Source organism: Endothiovibrio diazotrophicus (assembly GCF_054657215.1).
The window spans coordinates 1-13,396 of sequence record NZ_BAAHXB010000066.1; the positions used below are offsets into that span (position 1 = coordinate 1).

Annotated in this window: 19 protein-coding genes; 5 read left to right on the plus strand and 14 right to left on the minus strand. The window is 62.7% G+C overall.

Features of this window, described 5'->3' with window-relative positions:
* Positions 1–84 precede the first annotated feature (84 nt).
* Positions 85–498: a ferric iron uptake transcriptional regulator gene (gene fur, locus ACYQ2W_RS15810; protein WP_459869152.1), complete on the minus strand. Its 414-nt coding sequence runs from the start codon at positions 496–498 to the stop codon at positions 85–87.
* A 108-nt stretch (positions 499–606) separates the two neighbouring features.
* Here fur and ACYQ2W_RS15815 point away from each other — a divergent pair, with 108 nt between their 5' ends.
* Positions 607–1,077 (plus strand): outer membrane protein assembly factor BamE, encoded by a 471-nt coding sequence (locus ACYQ2W_RS15815; protein ID WP_459869154.1) that lies wholly within the window; start codon positions 607–609, stop codon positions 1,075–1,077.
* Between the two features lie 3 nt (positions 1,078–1,080).
* Here the strand turns inward: ACYQ2W_RS15815 and ACYQ2W_RS15820 are convergent, their stop codons facing one another.
* Genes ACYQ2W_RS15820 through ACYQ2W_RS15830 form a run of 3 tightly spaced genes read right to left on the minus strand, consistent with a single transcriptional unit; the run spans position 1,081 to position 3,275 of the window.
* A complete protein-coding gene (locus ACYQ2W_RS15820; protein WP_459869156.1) occupies positions 1,081–1,395 on the minus strand; it encodes an RnfH family protein in 315 nt (104 codons plus the stop codon).
* A 2-nt stretch (positions 1,396–1,397) separates the two neighbouring features.
* Complete coding sequence (locus ACYQ2W_RS15825; RefSeq protein WP_459869158.1) at positions 1,398–1,835, minus strand: type II toxin-antitoxin system RatA family toxin; 438 nt, start codon at positions 1,833–1,835, stop codon at positions 1,398–1,400.
* 33 nt (positions 1,836–1,868) lie between these two features.
* Positions 1,869–3,275: a sodium-dependent transporter gene (locus ACYQ2W_RS15830; protein WP_459869160.1), complete on the minus strand. Its 1,407-nt coding sequence runs from the start codon at positions 3,273–3,275 to the stop codon at positions 1,869–1,871.
* A gap of 213 nt (positions 3,276–3,488) precedes the next feature.
* Here ACYQ2W_RS15830 and smpB point away from each other — a divergent pair, with 213 nt between their 5' ends.
* Positions 3,489–3,977, plus strand: a complete 489-nt coding sequence (smpB, locus tag ACYQ2W_RS15835; RefSeq protein ID WP_459869162.1) for an SsrA-binding protein SmpB — start codon at positions 3,489–3,491, stop codon at positions 3,975–3,977.
* A 171-nt stretch (positions 3,978–4,148) separates the two neighbouring features.
* Positions 4,149–5,144 carry a serine/threonine protein kinase gene (locus tag ACYQ2W_RS15840; protein WP_459869164.1) on the plus strand — a complete coding sequence of 332 codons (996 nt, stop codon included), beginning with the start codon at positions 4,149–4,151 and terminating at the stop codon, positions 5,142–5,144.
* A gap of 242 nt (positions 5,145–5,386) precedes the next feature.
* Here the strand turns inward: ACYQ2W_RS15840 and ACYQ2W_RS15845 are convergent, their stop codons facing one another.
* A complete protein-coding gene (locus ACYQ2W_RS15845) occupies positions 5,387–6,748 on the minus strand; it encodes a phospholipid carrier-dependent glycosyltransferase (protein ID WP_459869166.1) in 1,362 nt (453 codons plus the stop codon).
* A gap of 479 nt (positions 6,749–7,227) precedes the next feature.
* On the opposite strand from ACYQ2W_RS15845, the gene ACYQ2W_RS15850 reads away from it, so the two are divergent.
* Entirely contained in the window at positions 7,228–7,425 is a 198-nt protein-coding gene (locus ACYQ2W_RS15850) for a hypothetical protein (protein WP_459869168.1), read from the plus strand.
* A 50-nt stretch (positions 7,426–7,475) separates the two neighbouring features.
* Here ACYQ2W_RS15850 and ACYQ2W_RS15855 read toward each other — a convergent pair whose 3' ends face one another.
* Genes ACYQ2W_RS15855 through ACYQ2W_RS15865 form a run of 3 tightly spaced genes read right to left on the minus strand, consistent with a single transcriptional unit; the run spans position 7,476 to position 8,376 of the window.
* On the minus strand, positions 7,476–7,604 hold the full coding sequence (locus ACYQ2W_RS15855; RefSeq protein ID WP_459869170.1) for a hypothetical protein: 129 nt from the start codon (positions 7,602–7,604) through the stop codon (positions 7,476–7,478).
* The gene (locus ACYQ2W_RS15860) at positions 7,594–8,034 is read right to left on the minus strand and encodes a phosphoketolase family protein (RefSeq protein ID WP_459869211.1); all 441 of its coding nucleotides are present in this window, start codon (positions 8,032–8,034) and stop codon (positions 7,594–7,596) included. The genes ACYQ2W_RS15855 and ACYQ2W_RS15860 overlap by 11 nt, the downstream gene beginning before the upstream one ends.
* Positions 8,035–8,376 carry an ABC transporter substrate-binding protein gene (locus ACYQ2W_RS15865; RefSeq protein WP_459869172.1) on the minus strand — a complete coding sequence of 114 codons (342 nt, stop codon included), beginning with the start codon at positions 8,374–8,376 and terminating at the stop codon, positions 8,035–8,037.
* Between the two features lie 820 nt (positions 8,377–9,196).
* Between ACYQ2W_RS15865 and ACYQ2W_RS15870 the strand changes: the two genes are divergently transcribed.
* Positions 9,197–9,481, plus strand: coding sequence for a hypothetical protein (locus ACYQ2W_RS15870; protein ID WP_459869174.1), 285 nt, complete (start codon positions 9,197–9,199; stop codon positions 9,479–9,481).
* A gap of 837 nt (positions 9,482–10,318) precedes the next feature.
* Here the strand turns inward: ACYQ2W_RS15870 and ACYQ2W_RS15875 are convergent.
* The 6 genes from ACYQ2W_RS15875 to ACYQ2W_RS15900 all read right to left on the minus strand — a co-directional run bounded on the left by ACYQ2W_RS15875 (position 10,319) and on the right by ACYQ2W_RS15900 (position 13,352).
* Positions 10,319–10,519, minus strand: coding sequence for an addiction module antidote protein (locus ACYQ2W_RS15875; RefSeq protein WP_459869176.1), 201 nt, complete (start codon positions 10,517–10,519; stop codon positions 10,319–10,321).
* Between the two features lie 29 nt (positions 10,520–10,548).
* Complete coding sequence (locus tag ACYQ2W_RS15880; RefSeq protein WP_459869178.1) at positions 10,549–10,878, minus strand: type II toxin-antitoxin system HicB family antitoxin; 330 nt, start codon at positions 10,876–10,878, stop codon at positions 10,549–10,551.
* A gap of 470 nt (positions 10,879–11,348) precedes the next feature.
* Positions 11,349–12,353, minus strand: coding sequence for a Fic family protein (locus tag ACYQ2W_RS15885; protein WP_459869180.1), 1,005 nt, complete (start codon positions 12,351–12,353; stop codon positions 11,349–11,351).
* A gap of 38 nt (positions 12,354–12,391) precedes the next feature.
* On the minus strand, positions 12,392–12,610 hold the full coding sequence (locus tag ACYQ2W_RS15890; RefSeq protein WP_459869182.1) for a phosphoketolase family protein: 219 nt from the start codon (positions 12,608–12,610) through the stop codon (positions 12,392–12,394).
* 83 nt (positions 12,611–12,693) lie between these two features.
* Entirely contained in the window at positions 12,694–13,125 is a 432-nt protein-coding gene (locus ACYQ2W_RS15895) for a PIN domain-containing protein (RefSeq protein WP_459869184.1), read from the minus strand.
* Positions 13,122–13,352, minus strand: a complete 231-nt coding sequence (locus tag ACYQ2W_RS15900) for a DUF6364 family protein (RefSeq protein ID WP_459869187.1) — start codon at positions 13,350–13,352, stop codon at positions 13,122–13,124. Before ACYQ2W_RS15900 ends, ACYQ2W_RS15895 begins: the two co-directional genes overlap by 4 nt.
* Positions 13,353–13,396: the final 44 nt, after the last annotated feature.

Sequence of the window (13,396 nt, forward strand, 5' to 3'; positions counted from 1 at the left end):
CCGGGCGGAGTGGCTCGGCGTTCCAAAACAGGAAGTTATTCTTTCGCGGGCCCTAAGGGTCGAGTTGGAAAGCGCAAACACCCGTCAGGAGGAGCGGCAGGCGGCGCAGACGCCGAAGATGTGCAGGCTGTGGTCGGTCATCTCGAAGCCCTTCTCGCGGGCGATCTCCCGCTGGCGCTCCTCGATCACCGGATCGACGAACTCCTCCACCCGGCCGCATTTGACGCAGAGGATGTGGTCGTGGTGGTTGCCCTGTTCCAGCTCGAAGACCGAGTGGCCCCCCTCGAAGTGGTGGCGCGCCACCAGGCCGGCGGCCTCGAACTGGGTCAGCACCCGGTAGACGGTGGCCAGACCGATCTCCTCGCCGGCATCGGTGAGCAGGCGGTAGAGCTCCTCGGCGGAGAGGTGGCGGTCGGCGTGCGCCTCCAGCATTTCCAGCACCTTGAGGCGCGGCGCGGTCACCTTCAGACCGGCCCTCTTCAGATCGGCGGACTCCACAGCGGCGGCTCTCCCGCGGGCGTATTAAAGAAAGGATGGTTGGGGTATGATGGCCCCCGTTGCGGCCGCCCCTACCGCGTCCTGTATTGTACCCCGACCCATCGAAAAATGAGAAAACTTCCCATTTCGTTCGCCTCGGCGGCCCTCGCCGGCGCTCTCGTCCTCTCCGCCTGCTCGCCCCTGGAATCCAGCTGGGTCCACCGCATCGACATCCAGCAGGGCAACGTGGTGGAGCAGGAGCAGGTCGACCAGCTCAAGCCGGGGATGACCAAGCGCCAGGTGCGCTTCCTGCTCGGCACCCCGCTGGTGGAGGACCCGTTCCACGCCCAGCGCTGGGACTACTACTACAGTTTCAAGCCGGGCAGCGGCGAGCGCGAGGAGCGCCGCCTGACCCTCCACTTCCAGGATGACCGGCTGGTCACCCTGGAGGGGAACTACCGCCCCCGCGCGCCCGGCGAGATCGAGCCGAAGCCCCCGGAGCAGGTGCTCACCGTCCCCGGCGAGGGCGCCCCGCGCGAGAAGGACGAAAAGGGCTTCTTCCGCGGCATCTGGGACGGCATCAAGGGCGTCGTCGACTAAGCCTCACCCCTCCCCCGCCCCCTTCTTCATCGCCTTGCCGGCCGCCGCGCGCTCCTTGCGCACCGCCTTGGGGTCGGCGATCAGCGGGCGGTAGATCTCCACCCGGTCGCCGTCGGTCAGCGCATTGGCCGGCTTGCTCGCCTTGCCGAAGATCCCCACCTTGTTCTTCGCCAGATCGATCTCGGCGAAGCGCTCCAGCAGCCCCGAGGCGCGGATCGCCGCCTCCACCGTGGCCCCCGCCGCCAGCTCCAGCGGCACGATCACCTGCACGTCGGCGCGGGCGTAGGCCACCTCCACCTTGATTGTCTCACTCATCATCGTCACCGCTTGCCATAGACCTGCCGCGCCCGCTGGTGGAAGGCCTCCACCAGGGTCGAGCAGATCTCGTTGAACACCGGCCCGAGGGCCATGCCGATCACCCGGTTGGAGAACTCGAAGTCCATGTCGAGCATCACCTTGCACGCCTGCTCACTGAGCGCCTCGAAGCGCCAGAACCCCTCCAGCCGCTTGAACGGCCCGCTCTCCAGGCGCATCTCGATCATCTTGTCCTTCTGGATGCGGTTGATGGTGGTGAAGGACTTGTTGACCGGTCCCTTGGCCAACTCGATGGAAGCGCGCAGGGCATCGGGCTCGGCATCGAGCACCTTCGCCGAACGGCACCAGGGAAGAAACTGCGGATAGGCCTCGATATCGTTGACCAGGGCGAACATCTCGCTCGCGCTGTAGGGAACCAGGGCCGTGCGGTTGAGGATGGTCACGGGACGGGGAAACCTCGAAGACGGACGTATCGCCTAGTGGTCGAACAGCTTGAACAGACCGATGGCGTTGAAGAAGACCACCGCCACCGCCGCGGGGGCGATGAAGCGGACCAGGAAGTGCCACAGCCGGTACTGCCAATCGGCCAGCCGCAGCTCCTCGCGGCTCGCCTCACGGGGGAGCACGAAGCCGGCAAACACCGCGATCAGCAGCCCACCCAGGGGCAGCATGACGTTGGAGGTGAGGAAGTCGAACAGATCGAAGAAGGTCTTGCCCTCGGTGACATGGCCGAAGAGATCGATACCGCCGAAGAACTTCACCTCCGACCAGGCATTGAAGGAGAGCAGCGAACCGATCCCCAGCAGCCAGGCCGCGATCCCCACCCAGGCGGCGGCCATCACCCGGTTCATGCCGTGGTTCTCCACCAGCCACGCCACCGCCGGCTCCACCAGGGAGATCGCCGAGGTCCAGGCGGCGAACACCAGCAGCAGGAAGAATAGCGTGGCGAAGAAGGTGCCTCCCGGGATGTTGCCGAAGGCCACCGGCAGCACCTGGAAGACCAGCCCCGGACCGGACGCCGGCTCCAGGCCGTGGGCGAAGACGATGGGGAAGATGGCGACGCCGGCGAGCACCGCCACCAAGGTGTCGGCGAGCACGATCACCAGCGAGGTGTGGGCGATGGAGGCGTGGGAGGAGAGGTAGGAGCCGTAGATCATGATCGCCCCCATCCCCAGCGACAGCGAGAAGAAGGCCTGGCCCATGGCCTCCAGCACCCCGGCGCCGGTGATCGCGCCGAAGTCGGGCTTGAACAGGAAGGCGAACCCCTCGGCGAAGTGGCCGGTATTCATGGCGTAGCCCACCATCACGATGAGCAGCAGGAAGAGCGCCGGCATCAGCACCCGCACCGCCTGCTCCAGCCCGCTCTTCACCCCGCGGGCGACCACCACCACGGTCATCACCATGAAGATGGTGTGCCAGGCGAGCTGGCGCTCCGGATCGGCGATCAGCGAATCGAAGACCCCTTTCACCACCTCGCCGGTGGCGCCGGTGAAGACCCCCGCGGCGGCGCGGAAGGCGTAGGCGACGGTCCAGCCGGCGATCACGCTGTAGTAGGAGAGGATCATGAACCCGGCCACCAACCCGCCCCAGCCGAGGAGCTGCCAGTGACGGGAGACCCCGAGATCGGCGACCAGGGCGCGCATGGTGTTGATCGGGCTCTGCCGCCCGCGCCGCCCCAGCATCACCTCGGCCATCATGATCGGCAGGCCGATCAGCAGGATACAGGCGAGGTAGATCAGCACGAAGGCCCCGCCGCCGTTCTCGCCGGCCACGTAGGGGAATCGCCAGACGTTGCCGAGCCCCACCGCCGAGCCGGTGGCCGCCAGGATGAAGGCCCAACGGGAGGACCACTGCCCGTGAATCGATTTGCGCCGCTCGCTCATGACCTCGCCCCGCCCCCGGTTTTTTTCATTTATTTATCCGAAACTACCGATTTTCCGCCAATTCCCCCCCACCCTCAACCGCACGCATTCCAAATTGCGCGAATTCCCCGTCCCGAACGCCGGCACAACCTCCACCATGGCAACGCGATGGACACCCGCAATACCTCCCGGGAATCCTGACGGGAAATTCGCGTGGGCGTATAATCCGCCGCCATGGCAAAGAAAGGTTCAAAAAAGAAGGCCGGCCACGGCGGCGCGACCATTGCGCTGAACAAGAAGGCGGGTCACGACTACTTCATCGAGCAGCGCCTCGAGGCGGGCATCGCACTGCAGGGCTGGGAGGTGAAGAGCCTGCGCGAGGGACGGGTCAACCTCACCGAGAGCTACGTCCTGCTGAAGGACGGCGAGGCGTTCCTCTTCGGCGTCCACATCAGCCCGCTGCTCACCGCCTCCAGCCACATCACCCCGGAGCCGCTGCGCAACCGCCGGCTGCTGCTCCACCGGCGCGAGCTGGACCAGCTGATCGGCGCGGTGGAGCGCAAGGGCTACGCCCTGGTGGTCACCGCAATGTACTGGAAGAGCAGCCGCGCCAAGCTGGAGATCGCGCTGGCCAAGGGCAAGAAGCAGCACGACAAGCGCGCCACCGAGAAGGAGCGCGACTGGCAGCGCGACAAGCAGCGGGTGATGTCGTCGCGGCATTGAGGCTCCGGTTTCACCACGAAGGGCATGCTGAAGTCGAGGACCTGAACGCCCTGCCGACCGTTCCTGTAGGAGCGGCCCTCAGGCCGCGATGACGCCGTTTCCGTTTCTGCCGAATGCCGGTTCTTCGCACCGCACTTCGCTCCCACAGGATAAGGTCGAATAACCCTTCGCATGATCAACAGTGACGAAAATCAGGCCTACCGGGCGCTGGGCCCCGACGGGATTCTGGATGCGGTGGAGAGCGCGGGCTACCGCTGCGACGGGCGCTTCCTGGCCCTCAACTCCTACGAGAACCGGGTCTACCAGGTGGGGATCGAGGACGCCGCCCCGCTGATCGCCAAGTTCTACCGCCCCGGCCGCTGGACGGACGCGGCGATCCGCGAGGAGCACGACTTCACCCTGGCGCTGGCCGAACTGGAGATCCCGGTGGTGCCCCCTCTGCGCGACGACCACGGCGAGACCCTGCTCAGCCACGCCCCCTACCGCTTCGCCCTCTACCCCCGCCGCGGCGGCCACGCCCCGGAGCTCGACAACCCCGACCATCTGGAGCAGATGGGCCGCTTCCTCGGTCGCATCCACACCCTCGGCGAGACCGCCCCGTTCGAGCACCGGCCGACCCTGACCATCGAGCACTTCGGCATCGACTCCTACCGCTACGTGATGGAGTCCGGCCTGCTCCCGGACTACCTGGCCATCCCCTACCGGACGCTGGCCGAGGACCTGATCGAACGCATCGGCTACCGCTTTGCCGACGCCGGCGACGTGCGTCATATCCGCCTCCACGGCGACTGCCACCCCGGCAACATCCTGTGGACCGATGCCGGCCCGCACATCGTCGACTTCGACGACGCCCGCAACGGCCCGGCGGTCCAGGACCTGTGGATGTTCCTCTCCGGCGACCGTCCCTACGCCCAGGAGCGGCTGATGGACCTGCTGGTGGGCTACACCGAATTCCGCGACTTCGACCCCCGCGAGTTGCACCTGGTGGAGGCGCTGCGCACCCTGCGCATCATCCACTACGCCGCCTGGCTCGCCCGCCGCTGGGACGACCCCGCCTTCCCGCTGGCCTTTCCCTGGTTCAACCAGCCTCGCTACTGGGAGGAGCACATCCTCGCCCTGCGCGAACAGGCCGCGCTGCTCGACGAGCCGCCGCTGATCTGGGATTGAGGGGGAACGACCCGGGAGCGGATCGACGGTCGACGTCACAGCCCCGATCGAACGCCGATCTTCAACACGAAGAACGCGAAGGAATTGGGGCTCACGCAATCCAGGGCGAGCGACAACGACAAGCGGTCTGATCCGGCAAGGCCGCACTCCGCACCATCGCGGCCTTGGGGCCGCTCCTACACGCCGCCGCCCTCTCCTGTAGGAGCGGCCCCAAGGCCGCGATTGCCTACAGGGACGTGCGATTATTGCCAGCCGGGAAAGCGGGCAAACAACCAATCCCCCACCCCACTCCCCCACACGGTCCCATAGGTCAACGGCGAGATCGCGACGAACCCGGCGACCATGATCACCAGCACCCCGTAGAAACTGACCCGCTGCCGCCACCCCGCCTCGCCGCCGATCCAGCCGATCTCGTCGAGCCACAGCACCACCGCCAAAATCGAGAAGAGCAGCGGCGTCAGGTAGTGGTAGAGGAACATCACCCGCCCGATCAGGATGAACGGCAGGTAGGAGCAGGCGAACCCCCACAGCGGCAGCCACAGCGGGTGCCGCCGCTCGCCGCGCGCCACCAGCGCGCTCACCCGCCCCAGCGGCAGGTTGACCACCATCACCAGCAGCAGCAGCGACACCCCCCACCAGACCGCCGGATTGCCCAGCAGGTAGATGCGCGCCTTGTCCACCACCCAGTAGTAGATGGGGGTGCCCATCCACGGCCAGCTCCACCAGCGGCTGCCGTCGGTGTGCTGGGTGGTGAGCCCGGTGTTGAAGGCGAAGATGTCCCGATGGACCTTGAACAGGTCGGTGAAGAACGAGCCGGTCCAGGGCCCCCACGCATCGGCCTGCCCCGGCTCGGTGAGCAGATGGAAGTGGAGCCACCACCCCGCCAGATAGACCAGCACCGCCACTGCAACGAACTGAAGGTAACGCCCCAGCGCCGCGAACAGCCGCTTCCGCTCCCGCCAGACGGCCACCCCCACCAGAATCGCCGGCAACCCCACCGCCGCCAGCCCGGTCATCTTGCATCCCACCGCCAGTCCGGCCGCCGCCCCGCTGCCCCACAACAGCCACCGCCTCCCCGCGCCGGCGGCCCGCTCCGCGGCGAGCCACAGGCTGAGGGAGCCGAAGGTGGCCAACAGCAGCGGCACGTCGAGGTTGATCAGGCGCGACTGGACCACCAATGCGTTGTCCAGCACCACCACCAGCCCGCCAAACACCGCCGCCGGCAGCGACGCCCCCAGTTGCAGCAGCAGGACGAAGAGCAGCGGTGCCAACAGCGCCCCCGCCAGCGCCGGGAGCAGCCGCAACGGGAGGGGTGAGACCGCCCCGTAGGGCTCGCCGATCTTCTCGAAGGAGACCCCGCCCCGATAACCGCCGAGCCACGCCGTACCGGCGATCAGCAGCTTCGCGTGGGGGGGATGGACATCGAAGATCCGCTGGTGGTTGCAGCAGTAGGCGGTTACGAATTTGCCGAAATGGACCTCGTCGAACACCACGCTGTCGGGGTGGGAGAGGCCACCGACCCGGGTGAGCAGACCCAGAAGCAACAGCAGCGCGAACAGCCCGGCACGGGGGGAAGCGAGGGAGAGCAGCTTTGGCGCAAACATGAAGCGGACCGGGCGTCGTGAAAACGGGCCGATACTATGCCACGCCGGAACGCAGAAGGTCACAAACCCCGGGCACGCCGTTCCGGCAACGATGCGGGCGATGACGGGCAAACCACGCCACTACGAAAAAATACCCCCCTCCCCGCGCACTCCACGGATCGTTTCCAGGGATCTCCCCAACCCCCTTCTCGTCATCTACCGCGTTATTCGTCAAAATTTCGCGATATCACCATGAAATTTGCAGGAAAAGGCAATGACAATGGCTTGCAAGGCCGTAAAAAAACTCTATCATCAAAACATTATAAATTAATAAACTTTATTAAAAACAATTGGTTGTTTTATTTTGTACCGGACGTCAGATAATAATCACAAAAAACGCGTGTAAATAATTTAATGCGTCAAATTAAACAATTGAGGTGATTGCCAGAGCCCCCTCCGGCCTCCAGAATTTGACTCAACCTGGAACGGAGAACGCGACCATGACCAAACACGAACTGACCGAACTGACCCTCGTCGAAGGGGCCTGCGTAGGCGGCGCCCTCGCCCTGCTCTCCACCGTCGTCGGCACCCTTACCGGCTTCAGCGCCTTCGGCATCGGCTGCGTCGCGGCCGGTCTTGCGGTGTCGGCCACCGCCATGTTGGTCGCCAACCGCGAACCCGAACCTGAACCGAACTGAGCAGTACACCCCGCGATGAGAAAGGCCCGGCGGAATCCGCCGGGCCTTTTTCAGTTGGTATCGTCCGCCGGGAATAGATGCTCCCGGTCCGCCCCGCAGGCCGGGCAGCGCTGTGCCTCGTCACCATCATCGAGCACCAGCGACTCGCCGCAATCGCCGCAGATCACCTCATCGAACATGCCACGCCCCTCCCCATCTGCCAGTTGATGCAGACGATAGCGGAGGAACATTACCTGAGTAATACATCCAGGTAACCGTTCGTCCGGGGATTCGACCGGGGATTCGACCGGAATCAGCAGGGCCACGCCAGTCGCGGATCTCCGGCATGTCCTCGCCGTGCTCGCGGATGTAGCGCTTGTGGTCGATCAGCTTGTCGCGCACCAGTTGCTTGAGGTAGGCGGCGCGGTGGCGCAGCTTGGGCACCCGCTCGACCACGTCGGCCAGGAGGTGGAAGCGGTCCAGACCGTTCATCACCACCATGTCGAACGGCGTGGTGGTGGTCGGTGACCGACAGCACGGTGTTGGCGTCCGGCGGCAGGGGTTGTCGATGGGGCCGCCGCCGTTGGCGGTGACGAACGGCGAGGCGTGGCGGACCTGATCCAGCTGCAGTTAGATCAGCCGGTTGGTGAACAGCACGTCGTCGGCGGTGAACGGCGTACCGTCGTGAAAGGTCACCCCGCGGCGCAGCCTGAACTCCCGGGTGGTGTCGTCCACCGCCCGCCACGAAGTCGCCAGCCCCGGAATCAGATTCTGCCGCTCGTCCTGCTCCACCAACCGGCTGAAGAGCTGATCGGCCAGCGCGTTGTTGGGGGTGAGGTTATGGAAGTGCGGATCGATCGAGGTCGGCTCCGAGGCGAGCCCGATGGTGAGCACCTCCTCCGCCCCCGCCGCGCCGCTGAAGAGCAGACCGAGCGCAAGCAGCCAATCGACGAAGGTTTTGAACAGATTCATCTCCAGCCTCCGCGCTGCCCGGACGGGACGCCACCTCGAAAAGAATCCGCGTAACGACGCCCTGCCGAGGAGTACAGCCCCGGGGCTGTACGCGCAAAAAACCATCCATGTCCGAGTTAGCTGCTGCGACATCCCTCGACTGTAGGAGCGGCCCCTAGGAGCCTGTCGGACTATGGGGGATCGAGTCGCGGGAGGGCAGGAGGGCGGCCCCAATTTTTCGAAAATTCGAGGAGAGTAGTGAGCTATTTGACGAGGATTTTCGGAAAAGGGCAGGGCCGCCATCCCGCTTTCGCGGCCGATTCATCCATAGTCCGACAGGCTCCTAGGCCGCGATGACGCCATGTCCGTTCCTACCACGTGCCCAATCGAAGCGCCTCACTCCGTCGCAATCGCGGCCTAAGGGCCGCTCCTACAGTGGATCGCGGCCATCGATCGCAACACGCAATCAGACATAGCCAAAAAATGCAGCGTTCCTTCAGACCACGGCAGGAAACTCGTACACGCCCAAGCGCGTACTCCAACTCATTTGCCTCCCACCGCAAAACGCAAGCACCACTCACAAACCGAATCGATCAGATTATTCCTACACATTGATTTATTTGACTTTTAACCCACCACAACCCTTGATCCGCAGCGCCACAAACGCTAACATTTAACTGTTCAAAACAACACATCAAGGAGGCACGACGACCCCGAAACGATCATCAACCACGAAATGGAAACCGGCCGCGGACGCGGCCCACAGGGTGGGTAACCGCCCGGTGCGCGAACACCGGACGGGGCCCATATCGGGATTTCACCAGACTAAGAGATCAATCCCATGAACCAAGAAAATCTTACCACAGGGCCGACGACACCCGTCCCGCCCATGGAGCTGGACCAATGGAGCCAGCTCAAACCCAACCTGACCCGCGAAGACCTGACCGACCTCCTGCTAAGCCGAATGCGCCGCACCCGCGGCCTCAGCTACGTCCTCGCCCAAGGCGCCACCGGCGCCTGCGGCTCGCAGCTGGAAGGCGAAGAGATCCTCGAATTCGCCTGGGTGCTGTGGCATCTCTCCGATGAGATCCTCAGTGTGTTCAGGCAGTTGAACAGGATGACATAACGGGCTCAACTCTCACTAGAGGGCACTGCCGCTTGGAGGCGGTGCCCGCCCAACGACCGTGCCTTGCAGCGCAAACGAAGTTGTATCCGAAGATCGCCTTGCTATACGTATCCGATACTAACAGGAAGAATTTTCATCTCATTATCCGCGTATTCTAGCAATGGCGCCGTGAAAGAATAGCCCTCAGGCAATTCCTCTGATCTTACGCAAGAGTTCTTGAACATCACCCGCCAATTGTGCATATGTTAATTCATCAATGGCCTCATCCTTTCTTCCATATTTTTCATTTCGCTCATTTTTTGGAACTAGAGCATTTTCAGCGCTAACCAATGCAAGTCGAAGCCAAAGAAATAATGCCTAGGCCGGGCGTTACCCCGACCTAGGACTTTTGGTCAAAGGACTATGTACGCGATCGCCAACAACAGCCCTGTCAGGGCCTTGATGACTTTCGCAACATCCACCTTGACCGTCAGAGTCAACTTCGTCATCGGATGTTTCCTGATGAGTCAGTTGGCAGAGCGCCCCACCAACCGATAATGGATGATGGTTCGGATCGGTATCATAGCTAGGCGCCCACTTTCGCAGGGCAGCGCGTTGATAACCCTATGCTTTGACCCGACCATCCGCCGCTTGCGCACGCGACGGGGTGCATCATTGGCGCACGGTGGCCACCGGCTACCCCATGTCGTTGGGGCAAAACGAAACCGCCAATGATGCTCCACTTTCTCCTTGTCTCATTTTGAGGCACGGAGCATTTTCCTGAAATATATTGCGTAACGAATAGGGCTTCACTCGATCCGCATCAGCACCGAGTCCAGCATACCCCAACCGCCCGCGCTACTCACGGGCGACCCCGCAGGCCTTCGCGATCTTGGTCATGCCGCGCGCACGGGCAACGTCGCCCATGGCCGCCGCCAGCAGCGCGGAATCATCCTCTTCAAGCACGATGGTCAGATACTCGGCAATTGCCTGGCCATCTTCCAGGTATTCGATGATATCGAACTCGGGCAAATCGGCTATGCGGATCTTCTCGGTCATAACTCACCCCCCCCGAAATTGACGCCGGCTCAATGGGCCAGCTTCGCGCTCGCGATTCGATTCAGGCTGACCCCCGACTCCGCCGCCTCGATCGCCAGTTGGCGATGAACCTCCGGTGGGACGCGCACCACGAAACGACCGCTGTAGCGCCGAATCGCCAACGGCACCGGTACCGTCTCACCACCCGCCGCCATCTCCTCGATACTCGATCGAACCACCGATCGAATCCCGCCAAGGGCCTCCTCCGGCGTCTCATCCAGCCAGCTCAGGCTCGGAAATTCCGCACAGAGACCAACGAACGCCTCGTCCTCTTCGGACCAGGTGACTCGATAGGTATATTTGTCGGCTTCATGAACCATGCTTCACCCTGAGTTTTTCAACGGCAGCCAGAACCTGCCTGACTTGGTAGGGCTTGGCCCATCCCCGGTGGTCTTGAATGTTGATCCGGGGATCCCCTTGCCATGGCGTCCGAAAAATGCAGTGGCTACCACCGCTTTGACGAGGCGGGCCGAAAAAGTGCTCGCAAACCTTCTGGAAATCGCGAAAACGAACCCCTTTGGGGTTCTCCTCCATCTTCCGTAGGATTTCGACAACGCCAACCATGAACTCATAGTATCATTATAGACATCATTCGCAAGATAGCTGATCGATTGGGACGAGATCGACGTGGAGACCGCCAATGCATAGCAATCCACTCCGCAACGACACCGATCTGCGCGCAGCCTTCGCTCGCCTCGAAACCATCTTCCAGGCCGAACCGGGCACCCCGGAATTCGAGGAGATGGAGGTGCTGGTAGCGCTGATCGAGGCCGACGAAAACCGCCGGCCCTTACCCGGCGAACAGAAGCCCCTTTTCAGTCAGCCGGTAGCGCTGCAAACGGCTGTTAGGCCGATCCGGAATGGTCATCTCGATCAGCCCCTGTTCCAGCGCCGGCTTGAGGTAGCGCTGGCGAAACGATTTGCGATCCAGCAGGCCGAGAGCGGCTTGCAACGCCTCGCGGCTCGCCTCCCCCTCCATCACTGACAGCAATTCGCCCACTTGGGGGCTGACTTGGGGGCCGACTTGGGGGGCGGAGGAGATCACGGCGTCCTGGATCATCCACAGCATGAAGGCGATGAACGGCGCGCAGTCGGTACGCTCGGTACTCTCCCGCAGCGCTTGGTAATACTCGGCCTGGTGTTCGAATACCAGGCTTTCCACCGGGATATCGGCGAACAGCGGATTCCAACGGGCGAGAATCAGGCTCTGCCACAGCCGCCCCATCCGGCCATTGCCATCATCGAAGGGGTGGATGAATTCGAACTCGTAGTGAAAGACCGATCCGGCGATGAGCGGATGGTCGTCGGTCGCGACGAGCCAGCCGAACAGGTCGCCCATCAGTCGCGCCACCCGGCCTGCCGGCGGCGCCATGTGGATCACCCGGCCCTCCGCCATCACGCCCACGCCGCCACGCCGATACCGGCCTGCCTGGTCGATCAGGCCGGACATCAGGATGCGGTGCGCCTCCAGCAGGTCCCCCTCCTCCTCCGGCCGCCATGCAGGAAAACGATCGTAGGCAGCCAAGGCATTCTTCACCTCCTGCACCTCGCGGGGTGGGGCGATCACCCGCCGGCCCTCCAGGATCGCGGTGATCTGCGCCTCGCTCAGGGTATTGCCCTCGATGGCCAGCGAACCTTGAATGGTCCGAACGCGGTTGATGCGCCGCAGCCGTAGTGCCCTGGGCTGTTCCGCAACCGCAGACAGCCGCCCGACCGCCTCACCGATGGCGGCGACCCGATTCACGATCTCCGGAGTGATGGTGTAGGGCGGCTGATAGGAGGAGGCGGCACTCATGCCTTGTCGGTTCCCGGCTGGCGTAGGTATCGGAATCCCTATCGTAACGCACACCGGCTGACGCTGTTCGCGGCGTAGCGGGTTGGGGTACGTAGTGCCCGCCGCGGAGGTGCCGTGCCGATTCCCCGCCTTGTCGCCGATCCATCCGACATCGAAGCCCGGATGGCGTCGAAGTGGCGGTCGGGCAGGCCGTGGGAGTGCTCCTCGCGCGGTTGCAGGGTCATCAGGTCGACCACGTTGACCACCCGGATCTTCAAGTCCGGGTATCGCACCCATCGACGCGGAAAGGGGCGTGACCGAATCCGCGAATGGGACGACCTTGTCCCTTTCATACCCATCGCTATTCCAGTTCTACCGGCCGACTTGCCATAATTCCCCAGAGTTCGTCAGGGGTATAAATCGGCAATTTGGCGCTCTTATAATCCTTGGTGTTTCGAGTAACGATGCCGTCTACTTCCCGGCATTTTCCGGAATAGTATTGAACCGCATCTTCAAAATCGGAGAATTCCGAGTTGACGGAAAGTTCCAGAACATTCTTGTCGATTTCCGCTATATGAAAAAGATTCAGCAGTTTTTTTATTTCATTCCTTGCCCGCTTCCGGGTTAATGCCTTCGAGATCAAATAATCCAACGTGGTGATTGTCGTCGCGCACAAATACCCTTCCATCCTTCCACTTTCAACCATACCGACCAGGCCGCTCGATATCGCGACAAACTCTCTTCTGGCCAATAGGACATCAAGAATCACATTGGTATCGAACAGGATTCTCAAAGGTATTTCTCCTCCAAATGCCTTTCATAATCCTCCTCATCGACATCCTTTATCACGCCAATCAATGACTGGGTAATTGGCGGGACTCCCGGGCTTTCCACGCCTTTTGTAAGCAGTTGAAAATAGTCGGACACCACTTGAGACAAGGACTTGTCGTGCTGTTTGGCGTAGACCTTTGCCTGCCTGATAAGCGACTCGTCCAGCCGGAGGGTTAGCTTGCTTTGCATGACGACACCTGTTGACGTACAAATTTGTCGAAAACATACGTCAC